13 protein-coding genes and 1 pseudogene are annotated in these 12,977 nt (G+C 66.2%); 5 read left to right on the top strand and 9 right to left on the bottom strand.

Annotation, left to right across the window (positions count from 1 at the left end):
- Positions 1-5: 5 nt before the first annotated feature.
- A complete protein-coding gene (locus XcodCFBP4690_RS14790; RefSeq protein ID WP_104541958.1) occupies positions 6-938 on the bottom strand; it encodes an oxygenase MpaB family protein in 933 nt (310 codons plus the stop codon).
- Positions 939-1,309: 371 nt separating this feature from the next.
- Here XcodCFBP4690_RS14790 and XcodCFBP4690_RS14795 point away from each other — a divergent pair, with 371 nt between their 5' ends.
- Entirely contained in the window at positions 1,310-1,912 is a 603-nt protein-coding gene (locus XcodCFBP4690_RS14795) for a hypothetical protein (RefSeq protein WP_244183669.1), read from the top strand.
- A gap of 265 nt (positions 1,913-2,177) precedes the next feature.
- Here XcodCFBP4690_RS14795 and XcodCFBP4690_RS14800 read toward each other — a convergent pair whose 3' ends face one another.
- The 5 genes from XcodCFBP4690_RS14800 to XcodCFBP4690_RS14825 form a co-directional block, all read right to left on the bottom strand.
- Positions 2,178-2,468 carry a hypothetical protein gene (locus XcodCFBP4690_RS14800; protein ID WP_104541962.1) on the bottom strand — a complete coding sequence of 97 codons (291 nt, stop codon included), beginning with the start codon at positions 2,466-2,468 and terminating at the stop codon, positions 2,178-2,180.
- Between the two features lie 24 nt (positions 2,469-2,492).
- A complete protein-coding gene (locus XcodCFBP4690_RS14805; RefSeq protein ID WP_104541964.1) occupies positions 2,493-4,088 on the bottom strand; it encodes an APC family permease in 1,596 nt (531 codons plus the stop codon).
- Between the two features lie 315 nt (positions 4,089-4,403).
- The gene (locus XcodCFBP4690_RS14815) at positions 4,404-4,775 is read right to left on the bottom strand and encodes a hypothetical protein (protein ID WP_104541968.1); all 372 of its coding nucleotides are present in this window, start codon (positions 4,773-4,775) and stop codon (positions 4,404-4,406) included.
- Positions 4,776-4,809: 34 nt separating this feature from the next.
- Positions 4,810-5,586 carry a LytR/AlgR family response regulator transcription factor gene (locus tag XcodCFBP4690_RS14820; protein WP_104541970.1) on the bottom strand — a complete coding sequence of 259 codons (777 nt, stop codon included), beginning with the start codon at positions 5,584-5,586 and terminating at the stop codon, positions 4,810-4,812.
- Entirely contained in the window at positions 5,583-6,881 is a 1,299-nt protein-coding gene (locus tag XcodCFBP4690_RS14825; RefSeq protein WP_104542092.1) for a sensor histidine kinase, read from the bottom strand. Before XcodCFBP4690_RS14825 ends, XcodCFBP4690_RS14820 begins: the two co-directional genes overlap by 4 nt.
- Positions 6,882-7,159: 278 nt before the next feature.
- Here XcodCFBP4690_RS14825 and XcodCFBP4690_RS14830 point away from each other — a divergent pair, with 278 nt between their 5' ends.
- Positions 7,160-8,377 (top strand): FAD-dependent oxidoreductase, encoded by a 1,218-nt coding sequence (locus tag XcodCFBP4690_RS14830; protein WP_104541972.1) that lies wholly within the window; start codon positions 7,160-7,162, stop codon positions 8,375-8,377.
- 15 nt (positions 8,378-8,392) lie between these two features.
- On the opposite strand, the pseudogene XcodCFBP4690_RS14835 reads toward XcodCFBP4690_RS14830, so the two are convergent.
- Positions 8,393-8,584: pseudogene (locus tag XcodCFBP4690_RS14835) on the bottom strand (hypothetical protein); the annotation flags it as partial.
- 424 nt (positions 8,585-9,008) lie between these two features.
- On the opposite strand from XcodCFBP4690_RS14835, the gene XcodCFBP4690_RS14840 reads away from it, so the two are divergent.
- Positions 9,009-9,515 carry a YciE/YciF ferroxidase family protein gene (locus XcodCFBP4690_RS14840; protein WP_104541974.1) on the top strand — a complete coding sequence of 169 codons (507 nt, stop codon included), beginning with the start codon at positions 9,009-9,011 and terminating at the stop codon, positions 9,513-9,515.
- A 129-nt stretch (positions 9,516-9,644) separates the two neighbouring features.
- Positions 9,645-10,544, top strand: a complete 900-nt coding sequence (locus XcodCFBP4690_RS14845) for a manganese catalase family protein (RefSeq protein WP_104541976.1) — start codon at positions 9,645-9,647, stop codon at positions 10,542-10,544.
- 98 nt (positions 10,545-10,642) lie between these two features.
- On the opposite strand, the gene XcodCFBP4690_RS14850 is transcribed toward XcodCFBP4690_RS14845, so the two are convergent.
- The gene (locus tag XcodCFBP4690_RS14850) at positions 10,643-10,882 is read right to left on the bottom strand and encodes a hypothetical protein (protein WP_104541978.1); all 240 of its coding nucleotides are present in this window, start codon (positions 10,880-10,882) and stop codon (positions 10,643-10,645) included.
- A complete protein-coding gene (locus tag XcodCFBP4690_RS14855) occupies positions 10,882-12,162 on the bottom strand; it encodes a sigma-54-dependent transcriptional regulator (RefSeq protein WP_146091912.1) in 1,281 nt (426 codons plus the stop codon). Before XcodCFBP4690_RS14855 ends, XcodCFBP4690_RS14850 begins: the two co-directional genes overlap by 1 nt.
- A 521-nt stretch (positions 12,163-12,683) precedes the next feature.
- Here XcodCFBP4690_RS14855 and XcodCFBP4690_RS14865 point away from each other — a divergent pair.
- Complete coding sequence (locus XcodCFBP4690_RS14865) at positions 12,684-12,965, top strand: hypothetical protein (protein ID WP_104541984.1); 282 nt, start codon at positions 12,684-12,686, stop codon at positions 12,963-12,965.
- The last annotated feature ends 12 nt before the right edge of the window (positions 12,966-12,977 follow it).

Genomic DNA, 12,977 nt, shown 5'->3' on the forward strand with positions numbered 1-12,977 from the left:
ACCGGTCACACTCGCGCAGGTGCGGGCCACTCCAGCAACGTAGCCGGGGGCAGCTGCATGCGGCGGCAGGCGCGCGCCGACAGGCCATCGCGCAAGGCCGTGCGGAACAGCGGCGACAGGCTGCGCAACACGCGCGCCGACGCGCGCGCCTGTGCGCGCTGGGTCGTGGTGCGGCCGAGCATGTCGCTGGCCCAGGCGGGTAGCAATGCGGTGCCGGCGCCGAGGAAGACGCCGCGCGACAATCCGGCCGCCGGCACCGGCAACCGGATGCTGGTCAGGATGTCGAGTACCTCGCGCGAACGCGCGTCCATGCGCAGTTCGCCGCGCACCGAGGCGAAGTAGGCCTCCACCTGAGCCTCGCTGGCAGGCACCTCGCTGGCGCCCAGCGCTTCGGCCACGCGCCGTGCCTCATCGTAGTAGCGGTCGGCAATGGCCACCGGCACGTCGCGGCAATAGCGACGGCAGCCCTGCAGGAACCCGTAGGCCTCGGTCACATGCACCCAGGTCAGCAGCGCAGGGTCGTTGGCCTCGTAAGGCACGCCGTCGGCGGTGTGGCCGCGGATCTGCGCATGGATGCGCCGCACGCGCGCGATGAGCTGTTCGGCCTCGGCCTGCGGCGCGTAGGTGGTGCCGGCCACGAAGTTGGTGGTACGGCGCAGCCGCCCGATCAGGTCGGAGCGGAAGTTGGAGTGGTCGTAGACACCGGCCAGCGCGCGCGGGTGCAGCAGTTGCAACATCAAGGCACATAGCCCACCGGACAACATGCCCGGAAACTCCGAATGCACGCGCCAGGTGACGCTGTCGGGCCCGAAGAGGCCGGGGTCGCCCAGCGGCTGGTCGTATTCGATGCTGCTCTGGCCACGCGGAAACGCGCCCAGCACCCAGCGGCGGATCTGTTCGGCGGCGGGGGCAGTGAGCGTGCGTAAAACGGAAGACATGCGGCGATGATACCGGCCCGCCGATGATCCAACCCCATGGATGTGGCGGCCGATCGCGCCTGGCAGGCGCGGCCGAGATGGCGCGCCTGCCGCGTGGCTCGGTGTGCAGTGCAACAAGATCGCCCGCGCACGGCTGGTCCGGTTGTGCGCCATGGCCGCCAAACCGCCTGAATTCAGCGTTTTGTGCGCGGCTGCGCAGGATTGCGCGGCCATCGGTTCGCTCCAGGCATTGCCATGCACAGCGAAAGTGCTAGAACTAGGGTCGTCCAACATCCGCCCCGCATCGTACGACGGCGCGTCGGTCGCTCCAGGGCACCAGCCACCACCGGTGCAGCAAGCCGCTCGTACCAGCCATCCGTCAGGAGCTTGTCATGATCGCTTTGTTCCAGGGTTTGGGCCTGCTATTGCAGGACAACGCACTCCATCGGCGCTCCTTCGACGAGCAGGTCGCCTTCTGGCGCGACAAGACCGATGAGCAGCTCGATGCAGAGCTCGATCTGCTCAAGGTGGCCAAGAAGCAGTGGGTGATCGCCTCGATCATCGGCTGGCAGGCGATCTCGCTGGTCCTGCTGGGTGTCATCACCCATCAGCTATGGCAGAACGATTACCACCTGACCTTCAGTCGCGTGGTGATCATCTTCACCTCCTGGGCCTCGATCCTGTTCATCATGTGGTACATCGCCGACCTGTTCGATCACAGCGCAGGCTTCGAGCGCTGGCTGCGCGCCTTCAACAGCCGCGCACGCGTCGCGCCGGATGCCGACTCGGTCGAGTGCGTTGCTGACGCCCTGGACATGACGCGGCGCTACCCGGAGGTGCTGCGCTACAAGCAGGAGGTGACCTCCAAGCGCGAACTGCGCCACGAGGACATCGTCAACATGCGCGAGATGGGCCGGCTGCGTCGCTATACGGAATTACTGCGCGACCTGGACCGCTTCGATGGCGCGCCGCGGCTGGTGGCCAACGCGGGGTAGACGACGCACCACGCCCAAGGCCTGCAGTCAGGCGGGATGTGCGTTGAACAGCGGGTCAGATACACGAACGGCCGGTGCACACGCACCGGCCGTTCGTGTGTTCAAAGCCAGCATTTGGCATTTCATCACCTGCCGCGAAGCGAACTCACTCCGTTGCCGCAAGGGCGCAGCGTATCGCATGCAGGGTTGTCGATGACCTCAAGCTACTGCATGCATTCGCTGTGCTCAGCACGATGCGCTGACCTGGCTTCTGGCCAGCGCTGGGCTAAAACTCAACCACCCGCACCGGACCTTCATACTCGCCCGACAATAGCTCTGCCAGGAAAACCGCATCTTCGACTGTCTCGCCCGGGCCGTGTGCGGCAGTCAGCATGAAGTAGGAGGTTGATCCATCTCCTACGCACACATCATCGATCAGCTCCTCGATGCCGGCGGCATCCACGCCGACCACGCCAACATACTTGATGCCTTTGTCCATCCATTGCGCGACCAGCGCCTCAAGGCCGGGCTGCTGGCCACGTATGGAATGCAAGACAATCTTGCGGAGAGTCTGCATTGCAAGCGCAGCTGCGCAAGCCACTCAAGCCCGCGCCACCGCCTGTTCCACCGACGGGGTACGCCAGCCGCTGCGCACGCCCCAGATGTAGAACACCGCGCCGACTGCCGCGACCACCACCAGGTCGGTGCCGTAGCTCAGATAGCCATGGCCGCCGAAGTCGGTGCTGCCGGCCCACGACACCAATGCGATGGTGGGCAGGTAGCACATCATCCAGGCCGCGCCCTTGAGGTTGCGGCGCAGATCCGGCCAGCCCTGCTTGGCCTGGTAGTAGCAGTACACCGGCAGCGCCACCACCATCAGTAGGATGATCTCGCCGGTCAGCGGCCAGCGCGCCCAGTACAGCAGCTCGGTGGCCATCACGAAGGCCACGCCGGCCAGTACCGGCAACGCGGCGATGCGTAGCGGGCGGTGCAGTTCCGGTGCGTGGCGACGCAGCGCCATCGCGCTGATCGGGCCGGTGAGGTAGGAAATGATGGTCGCCACCGAGATTACCGCCGCCAGCGTGCCCCAGCCGCGGAAGAAGAACAGGAACACGAACGACACCGCCAGGTTGAAGAACATCGCCATGCGCGGCACGCCCCAGACCGGGTGCAGCTTGCCCAGCACGGCCGGCATGGTGCCGTTCTTCTCCATGCCGTAGACCATACGCGCGGTGGTGGCGGTATAGGTGATGCCGGTGCCGCTGGGGCTGACGAACGCATCGATGTACAGCAGCATCGCCAGCCAATGCAGGTTGACGATGATGGCCAGCTCGGCGAACGGCGAGCGGAAGTCGATGCCGTGCCAGCCGGCCTTGGCCAGCAGGTCCGGCGGCACCGCGCCGATGTAGGCCACCTGCAGGATCACGTAGACCAGCGTGGCCAGCGCGATCGAGCCCAGCACCGCGAACGGGATGCTGCGCCCGGGATTGCGCGCCTCGCCGGCCAGGTTCACCGGGCTCTGGAAGCCATTGAAGCTGAAGACGATGCCGGCGGTGGCCACCGCGGTGAGCACCGCGGCCAGGTCGATCACATGCGCATCGCCGTGGATGCCGACGCTGAAGTTTTCGCTATGGAAGCCGCTGGCGATCAAGGCCACGCCGGTGGCGGCCGGCACCACCAGCTTGAACACGGTGATCAAGGTATTGGAGCGCGCAAACAGCTTGACGCTCCAGAAGTTCAGGAAGAAGTAAACCAACACCAGCACCGCCGAAATCAGCAGGCCCGGCACCGACAGTTCGCCAGCCCCGCCAGGCGCCTGCACGTACAGCCCTTGCGCCCAGGCCCAGGGCCAGGAGGCCATGTACTGCACCGAGGCCTCGGCTTCGACCGGGATGACCGAGACGATGGCGATCCAGTTGGCCCAGCCGGCGATGAAGCCCACCAGCGAGCCATGCGAGTAATGGCTGTAGCGCACCATGCCGCCGGATTCGGGAAACATGGCGCCCAGTTCGGCATAGGACAGCGCGATGGTGGTGATGATCGCCGCACCCAGCACCCAGGCCCAGATGGCGCCCGGACCGGCCAGCCCGGCGGCGCGCCAGGCGCCGAACAGCCAGCCAGAACCGATGATCGAGCCCAGGCCGGTGAGCATGAGCGCAAAGGGGCCGACGTCGCGGCGCAACGAATGTTCGGACATGAAGAAGCCTGACAGTGATGGCGCCGTGAACCGGCACAAGCCGGCAATCATCGCAGAAGCGGCCGCTTGCCGTCAGTGCGTATTCAGCCCGTATCTGTACAGCGCGGACGTCGATTGCCTCGGTGGCCCGGGCTTGCGCGCAGGCGGCAGCATGCGCATCTGCGCAAGCAGGCAGCATCAGCCGGACGTGGCAGCTTCCCACGATCGCGGCAACTGCAGGTGCAAGCACTGTTGCCTGTTGCCTGTTGCCTGTTGCCTGTCGCCTGTCGCCTGTCGCCTGTCGCCTGTCGCCTGTCGCCGCACGATGGGCACGTCCTAACCGTGGCAGTCGGCGCCGGGGGCGGTGGCATCCACGCAGGTGTGCGCGGCCTTGGTCATGCCGCGCAGGGCGCGGATCTGGCCCGGCAGCAGCGCGAACTGGTCCAGCGTGCGGCGTGCGCAGCCCGCCGCCGGCGCCCTGCTGCCGACAGCAGCAGCGGGGCATTGCTCTTCGTACACCAGGTAGTGGCACTGGCCGCTGCTGCTGGCCAGGCAATGCACGTTGGTCTCGGTGTCGGTGACCAAGGTCTTGCTGAAGATCACATCGCGCCCATCGCTGATGGCGCGGGTGATCGAAGTGGTACCGGTGCGTTCGTGGCAGCCGGCCAGGGCCAGCAGGCAATAGACCAGGGAGGCGAGCAGGCGCATGTGGGCAGTCCTTTCAGTCGATGCGAACGGGGGATTACATGCCGCGGAACAGGCTCATGAAGGGCTGGCTGACGGTGAGCGTCTCGCTGCGGCCACGCAGGTGCAGCCGGCCCTTGCCGGTGTCGTCGCGGACCACCGAGGCCACCGCCTTCATGTTGACGATGGTCGAGCGGTGGACCTGCTTGAACACCTGCGGGTCGAGCGCGTCGAGCAACTCGCGCAGCGGGGTGCGCAGCACCGCTTCGCCGGCGGCGGTCATCACCGTGGTGTATTTCTGATCGGCCTGGAAATACGCCACCTCGTCCAGTGCGATCAGGCGCGTCTCGCGGCCGCTGCTGGCGGTCAGCCAGGCCAGCGGCGCCGGCGCATTGGCGGCGGCCGGGCGTGCCGACAGGCGCTGCAGCAAGGCCTCCAGCAGGCCGCCATCGGGCTGGCCGGCGGCGGCGCGTTGCTGCACGCGCTGCCAGGTGGCCTGCAGGCGCTGCCGGCTGATCGGTTTGAGCAGATAGTCCACCGCGCCGTGTTCGAAGGCATCGATGGCGTACTGGTCGTAGGCGGTGACGAACACCACCTGGGTACGCGGACTGACCTCGCGCATCGCGCGCGCCACCTCGATGCCGGTCAGCCCGGGCATGCGGATATCCAGGAACACCACATCCGGCTGCTGGCTGGCGATGGCCTCCAGCGCGCCGGCGCCGTCTTCGCACTCGCCCACCACCTGCAGCTGCGGGCAGACCTCGGCCAGCAGCGCCAGCAACGACTGCCGCAGCAGCGCCTCGTCTTCGGCGATCACCGCACGCAGCGCGCTCATGCCTGCCCCTTTGCGATGGAAACCGCAGCCTCGGGCAACGGCGGCGGTTGCCGCAGCTGGTTGGCAAGCGGCGCCGGCAGCGGCAGGGTGATAGTGGCCGCCACGCCGCTGGGGAAATTGGAGACGATGGCAAAGCTCGCCTGGCCGGCGTAGATCAGCTGCAGGCGCTCGCGCAGATTCTTCAGGCCGATGCCGGTGCCATGGCTGTGCGTGTTGAAGCCCTGGCCGTCATCGGCCACGGTGAGCGTGGCCTGATCGTCGAGACGGCGTGCCAGGATCCACACGGTGCCGCCGCCGGGCTTGGGTTCCAGTCCGTGCTTGATGGCGTTTTCCACCAGGGTCTGCAGCATCATCGACGGCAGGGTCAGGCTGCGCAGTTCGTAGGGCACTTCCACCTGCAGCGCCAACCGCGCGCCCATGCGGATGCGCAGGATCTCCAGGTAGGCCTGGGTGCGTTCGAGTTCCTCGCCCAGGGTGGAGGTGGCATCGTCGGCGCTGGGCAGCGAGCGGCGCAGGTACTGGATCAGGTGCCCGATCATGATGTCGGCACGCGGCGGATCGGTCCGCGCCAGCACCTGCGCGCTGGCCAGCGTGTTGTAGAGGAAATGCGGCTCCACCTGGGCATGCAGAAGGTTCAGCCGCGCCACCGCCAGCTCCTTCTCCATCACCGATTGCTCCACTGCCGCCTGCTCGTCGCGGCGTTGTTCGCCAACCCGGCGTACCACTGCGCGGTTGATCGCCTCGGCGTTCTCGTAGTTGCTGCCTTCGTCGACCGCGAACAGATCCACCCAGGCGCCGGCGTCGGGCTCGCACAACACGGTGACGCTGCTGGTGCCCTGCCCCGGGGTGATCGTCGCCAGCACCTGGTTGTGGGTGATGGCAAAGCGCGCGAACAGATTCCAGCGCGAGGGCTTGCGGCCTTCGTACGGGTCGATGCGACGCACCCGTGCGCGGATCAGCAGGCTGCCCGGCGCGCACTCGATGTCCTGCACGCGCGGCAGCGCACGCACCGCCTCTTCCACCACCGCGAAACTGGCCCGCGCTTCCAGCGGCACCTCGATCTGACGCCGCTGGCGGGTAGACAAGGTGTCGTGATCCAACCGCCCGGCGATCAGGCGCACGCGCCGCACATGGGTGATCGCGCTCATCAGGGCCAGCGTCAGCAACACGATGCACACCAGCCCGAAGAACGCACCGGTCGAGCCGAACAGCTGCGCCCACATGATCGCCGCCACCACCAATGCGCCAGCCCAGGCGAACACGAGACGCACGATCAGAAAGACGCTGGCAGACACGGACAAGGCGCTCGTTGGGTGGACGGGAGCGAGCATAGCCGCCACGCGTGGCGACGACAGCCCCAGGCGACGAATGGCCGCCGACGCGACCCCAAATGCCGGATTCGGCGGACGAACCCGGCCAGACCTGGCAGCAGTTGCGGTTGCGGCGTCGCGCTGGCCATCGTCCCTGGCCAGCGCGACCATGTCGCCAGTGATGGCAGTACCATCGGCGTCCGCCATGAGCGCGCAGTCACCCGACGACGGCCTGGCCATCCACCCACCATCCCGGGAATCGCATGCACCGACGTCATTTCCTGCACAGCGCCGGGCTTGCGCTCGCGGCTGCTTCGACCGCCAGCTGGGCCGCCGCCGGCAAGACCGGCACCGCAGCGTCCACAGCCTTGCCCGCGTCTTCGCCGCCGGATGCGTTGTCCGCTCGCTTCGCCGCAGCGCCGCCGCTGGTACCGATGCGTGCGTCGGTCGACCGCATCATCGCCATCGACGGCTGCACCCGGCCGTTCCGCGCGCAAGGCCCACGCATCGAGGCCGAACGCACCGGTCGCAAGACGGTGGTGCACAACTACGGGCACGGCGGCAGCGGCTGGTCGCTGTCGTGGGGCGCCGCAGAACATGCACTGCGGCTGGTGCGCGCCGCCGATGCCGACGCCCGCGAGCTGGCGGTGATCGGCTGCGGCGCGATCGGCCTGACCACGGCGGTGGTGGCGCAACGCGCCGGCCTGCGCGTGCGCATCTATGCGCGCGAGCGCCTGCCGGACGTGCGCTCGTTCTACGCCACCGGGGTGTGGTCGCCGGATTCGCGCGTGTGCACCAGCGCGTACGCCGACGCCGATTTCAAGACGCGCTGGGAAGAGATGGCGCGGATCTCCTTTCGCCGCTACCAGACCCTGCTCGGCCTGCCCGGCGAGCCGATCGAATGGCGCGATGGCTACGTGTTGTCGGACCTGCCGTTCGATCAACCGATCGCATCGGCCGAAGCGCACGAACCGGACTACCCACCGCTGGAACGCACGCTGCTGCGCGATCTTGGCCCCCGTTCGCAGCCACTGGCGGCCGGCAGCCATCCGTTCCCGGTGCCGTTCGTGCGCCGCTATGGCCAGCTGACCTTCAACATCAGCGCCTACGCGCGCCTGCTGCTGCAGGACTTCCTGCAGGCCGGCGGCGAACTGTACACGCGCAGTTTCGAAGACCCGCGCCAGTTCGGTCAGTTGCACGAAAAGATCCTGGTCAATGCCACCGGCTACGGCGCGCGCGCCCTGCTCGGCGATACGAGCGTGATCCCGGTGCGCGGGCAGACCGCACGCCTGATCCCGCAACCGGAGGTCATCTATGGGCTGGTCTGGCGCGGCCACAACCTCAACGTGGTGCCGCGTCGCGATGGATTGCTGGTGCAGTCGCAAGGCGCCAACGATTTCGACAATGCCGACGCCATGCCCGACCGCGCCGCCAGCGAAGCGGCCGTGCGCGAACTGGCGCGTCTGTTCCCGGCCAGCTGAGTCGCCGCGCCCATAGCGGTCTTCCAGCGAGGCCTGCAGCGCACGGGCCACTGCCGCATCGCCGCTGACCAGCTCGTCCCAGCGCAGGCTCACGCCCTTGCGTCTGCCTTTTTCCACGAGTTTCAGGCCATGCGGATCGATGACCAGCGTGTAGACCTGCTCGCCGATATGAAGTTCGCGGCGTAACGGTTTATCCAACGGTGTCATGCAGTGTCTCGCGTCTGCCGGTGATGCGGTGTTGTAACGCATCCGCGCGTTGGCATGCAGCCAATCGTTGCAATGCAGCTGCGCGGCCGTTGGCATGCGCGTACCTGGTGGCATATCGAATCGTCACCGCTTGCGTTCGTTGGACGACACGCGAGTGCTGCTGCGCTACGGCACAGGCCGTTGTCGCGTCGGGATCACCCGATGCACCGATCCCGCTAACACCTGCGACGCTAGCTTGGCGATCACGCAGCACCGCCTTGCAGGCGCGCCGCTCCGTCGCAGCAGACCGCGACAGTTGCGTCCACATCGCAGTGCCGCCGGCAATTACGTACGCGTTGGTTGCAACGCGATCGGCAAGACGGTGCCCCCGCACCTGCGGGGGCGCCATTACCACCAACCTCTCTGCCCATTCCAGGAGCCACCCATGGCGATCAAGACCGTCGAAGAATTATTCATTCACGAGCTGTCGGATATCTACAGCGCCGAGAAACAGCTCACCAAGTCGCTGCCGCGCCTGGCCCGCGCCGCCACCGAGCCGAAGTTGAAGGACGCATTCGAAACCCATCTGGAAGAGACCCAGGGCCAGATCGAACGCATCGACCAGGTGGTGGAGCTGCTCGGCATCAAGCTCAAACGCATCAAGTGTGCGGCGATGGAAGGCCTGGTGGAAGAAAGCCGCGAAGTCATCGACGAGATCGAGGCCGGCCCGGTGCGCGATGCGGCGCTGATCGGCGGCGCACAAAAGGTGGAGCACTACGAAATCGCCTCCTACGGCACCATCGCCGCCATGGCCAAGCAGCTGGGCTATGCCGATGCGCTGCCGCTGCTGCTGGCCACGCTGGAAGAAGAGAAAGCCACCGACGAAAAGCTGACCTTGCTCGCCGAACAGGGCGGCAACCAGAAAGCCGCCAAGGCCCGCAAGGCGGCCTGATGCATCCCGCAGGGCGCAACGCCCTGCACAGGCCCGCAGTCCTTGCGGGCCTTCATAGCCAATGCCCCCATGTGTCTGCACGCTCACCGAGTCGTCGTAGTTGCCGGGCGCCAGCCAAGGAACACTTTCATGTTCATGCATAACAAGCGTTTGATGTACACCGTGCGCGTTGCCGAGCCCAATCCGGAGCTGGCCACGTTGATGCTGGAGCAGTTCGGTGGGCCGCAGGGCGAACTCGCCGCCGCCATGCGCTATTTCACCCAGGCGCTGGGTGAAAGCGATCCAGGCCGCAAGGACCTGTTGTTCGATATCGCCACCGAGGAACTCAGCCACCTGGAGATCATCGGCTCCATCATCGCCATGCTCAATCAGGGCCCCAAGGCAGTACTGTCCGAAGGCATGGAAGAAGCGATGGACATGCGTCGCATGACCCAGAACAGCACCAGCCACACTCAGCAGATTCTCTACGGCGGTGGCCCGGCGTTGGTGAACTCTTCCGGAGCGCCGTGGACGGCCGCGTATGTGGATTCGATCGGCTGCCCAACGGCCGACATGCGCTCCAACATCGCCGCCGAAGCGCGCGCCAAGCTCGTGTACGAGCGCCTGATCACGGTGACCAACGATCCCGGCATCGTCGATGCGTTGCGTTTCTTGATGACACGCGAAGTGGCGCATCAAAAATCCTTCGAAAAGGCGTTGTACGCGATCGAACCGAACTTCCCGCCGGGCAAGTTGCCGGGCGACCCGCGCTTCACCGATACGTACTACAACATGTCGCAAGGCGAAGGCGATGCGGTCGGCCCCTGGAATACCGGCGAGCAGTGGGAGATGGTGGCCGATCGCGATGCACAGGCAGCCGTGGATGGCGGGGACGGGACAGCATCGGTGAAACTCGATGCATCGCAGGCCAAGGCCGTCGCGGCCATGTCGCAGCGGCTGCTGTCCAACCCGGAGCTGGATCGTGTCACTGGCGCGGATCTGGGCGCAGGACCGGGCGCCGGTTCCACCACCGGCGATATCCAGCACTGAATCGAGGTGGACGCCTCGGCGTCCACCTTGCGCAGGCACCGGTACCACTTCTCAGCCGCCCGGGCGTGGTCGAACCACGCCGCCGTCGGCATCTGGCCTCAGCTGCCGATGGCGTCCTTTGGCGCGGTGTCTGCGGGCGTGTGCATGGCTTGCTCCAAGGCGCGCTCTTGCTCGCCCAGCTGGTTGAGCAGAGCCGTTGCCGATTGATGCGCATTGCGCAGCGTTTCCATGGGTTTGGAGCTGTCGCCACGCAGGGCATACAGCGCAAAGCCCATCACATTGAGCCGGTTGCGCAGCTGATGCAGCAGTTCGCGCCGCTCGGTCGGTGCGTCAGCCACTACGCATCCTTATCGCTGAGCCTGTTGTGCAGCGTGCGCACGCTGATGCCCAACTCGCGCGCGGCCGCCTTCTTGTTGAAGCGCGTCCGTGCCAATGCCGATTCGATCATGGCGTCCTCGGCCTGGCGCATGGTCCAGCCGGCAGGAATCAGCAAGCCGTCTTCGGCGGCATGAGGCACGGTCTGCTCCACATCCGGTGCGCTCAGCAGATCGCCATCCGAACGCAGATACAGATAATGGATGAACGAGCGCAGCTCGCGCACGTTGCCCGGCCAGGCGTGATAGGCCAGGTAGCGCAGCAGCGATTTGGTCGGCAGCTTGCGCTTGCCGTACTTGACGTTGAGTTCGTCGATGGCGCGCAGGCCCAGCACGCGTGCATCGCCGCGGCGTTCGCGCAGCGGCGGTACCTGGATCGGGTACTCGTTGAGGCGGTAGAACAGATCCTCGCGCAGTACGGCCTGCTCGCGTTGCACATGCTGATGGGTGGCGGCGACCACGCGCGCGTCCAGCGGGATTTCTTCGTTGCCACCAACCCGCATGAAGCTGCGCGACTCGATCGCACGCAGCAGGTAGACCTGCAGGCGCTTGGGCATTTCGCCGATTTCGTCCAGGAACAGCGTGCCGCCGGCTGCCTGTTCCAGAAATCCGGCATGCCGGCGATCGGCGCCGGTGAAGCTGCCACGCTCATGGCCGAACAGCTGGCTGGCCAGCAGTTCTTCCGGAATCGCACCGCAATTGACCGGCACGAAACGGCCGCGACGGCCGGACACCCGATGGATGGCACGCGCGACCAGATCCTTGCCGGTACCGGTTTCGCCGGTCACCAGCACATTCAGGTCGGTTGGCGCCACGCGGACGATGTCCTTGCGCAGGAGCGCGATGCTGTCGCTATTGCCGATGATGCCCAGGTTGCCCTGCTGCGCTTCGCGCAGACCGCCGAGCACACGCTCCAGGCGCTCCGGTGCGAAGGGCTTGGTCAGGAACTCGCTGACGCCGAACTGCTGCGCGCGCCCCTGGGTTTCATAGGCATAGTCGCCCGACACCACCACGATCTGCGGGGTGTGATCCGGGTCCAGCCGTTCGATCAGGTCGAAGCCGCTGCCATCGGGCAGACCGACATCCACCACCAGTAAATCCGGGAAGTTGCTGTCCAGCCAACGGCTGGCTTCGCCTAGGGTGTGGATGCCCTTGGCGCGGAAGCCGCTATCGGTGGCCAGTTCCACCACCTGATCGCAGAACTCCACGTCGTCGTCGATGATGGCGCAGGAAAGACGGTCCATGAGCGCTTCTGTCCGCAATGACTAGTACATGTTCAGTTGAGAATTGTGACGGCCGCGCGAAAGCGCGCTGACATGTCACCACAAGTATGGATGCGCACGCATCGTGCCGATGATCGGGACGGCGCTCTACCCCCTAGTCGAGCTCGCCGTGTGGACGGTGCTCGCAGTACGCAGGGCCGGCCTGCAATTTGCCAGTGCCAAGCGTCATGGTTGGGCTCGGCAACCGTATCGGGACTGTCGAAACGCCAAACAGCGCAAGGTTTTGCGCGTTCTCGGTCCGGTTTTTTCGTTGAACCCGGTTGTACAAGCAGCAGCGGACCAGCTCGCTGTACTGCTGCGTTGCAACCACGATGTCGTTGGCCAGGCGTCGGGCCAGCGGCGCGATATCGCAGGGCAACCCGATATCGGAGCGGTGCTAACAGCCTACGTGCCGAATGTGCAGAGCGCGTGCACATCGCGCTCACGGCGTCGTTCTTCCGGTGGGTCGACACTCGCGAAAAAGCGACCGAGCGCGGTGCCCCATGCAAGCAGTGACCGTCTATCGTCAGGCCGATGTACAGGACGAGCTGGACTACTGGCGTCAGGAGCATCGACGCGGCCAGCTGGGCTATCACCAATTCGAGGGGATTCCGGAGCAAACGGTGCGCGCCGTATGCGAGGCCTTCAACGCGCATCCGCAACTCAGCGAGCAGGACGCCATCCAACGGGTGCGCCGGTCGCTGTGCCTGACCCCTGGCACGATGCACGCGCAGCTTGCCGACTGGCTGGCCCCGCGTTGCCTGCGGCATTTGCGTGCGGTCTAGCTTGGCATAGCG

The sequence above is a fragment of the Xanthomonas codiaei genome, assembly GCF_002939785.1.
Lineage (GTDB): Bacteria > Pseudomonadota > Gammaproteobacteria > Xanthomonadales > Xanthomonadaceae > Xanthomonas > Xanthomonas codiaei.

Excerpts from the sequence above, each read along its gene's own strand:
- XcodCFBP4690_RS14855 (WP_146091912.1), bottom strand. The coding sequence starts at position 12,162 with ATGGACCGTCTTTCCTGCGCCATCATCGACGACGACGTGGAGTTCTGC.
- XcodCFBP4690_RS14795 (WP_244183669.1), top strand. The coding sequence starts at position 1,310 with ATGATCGCTTTGTTCCAGGGTTTGGGCCTGCTATTGCAGGACAACGCA.
- XcodCFBP4690_RS14805 (WP_104541964.1), bottom strand. The coding sequence starts at position 4,088 with ATGTCCGAACATTCGTTGCGCCGCGACGTCGGCCCCTTTGCGCTCATG.
- XcodCFBP4690_RS14815 (WP_104541968.1), bottom strand. The coding sequence starts at position 4,775 with ATGCGCCTGCTCGCCTCCCTGGTCTATTGCCTGCTGGCCCTGGCCGGC.
- XcodCFBP4690_RS14830 (WP_104541972.1), top strand. The coding sequence starts at position 7,160 with ATGCACCGACGTCATTTCCTGCACAGCGCCGGGCTTGCGCTCGCGGCT.
- XcodCFBP4690_RS14845 (WP_104541976.1), top strand. The coding sequence starts at position 9,645 with ATGTTCATGCATAACAAGCGTTTGATGTACACCGTGCGCGTTGCCGAG.
- XcodCFBP4690_RS14790 (WP_104541958.1), bottom strand. The coding sequence starts at position 938 with ATGTCTTCCGTTTTACGCACGCTCACTGCCCCCGCCGCCGAACAGATC.
- XcodCFBP4690_RS14865 (WP_104541984.1), top strand. The coding sequence starts at position 12,684 with ATGCAAGCAGTGACCGTCTATCGTCAGGCCGATGTACAGGACGAGCTG.
- XcodCFBP4690_RS14820 (WP_104541970.1), bottom strand. The coding sequence starts at position 5,586 with ATGAGCGCGCTGCGTGCGGTGATCGCCGAAGACGAGGCGCTGCTGCGG.
- XcodCFBP4690_RS14800 (WP_104541962.1), bottom strand. The coding sequence starts at position 2,468 with ATGCAGACTCTCCGCAAGATTGTCTTGCATTCCATACGTGGCCAGCAG.
- XcodCFBP4690_RS14840 (WP_104541974.1), top strand. The coding sequence starts at position 9,009 with ATGGCGATCAAGACCGTCGAAGAATTATTCATTCACGAGCTGTCGGAT.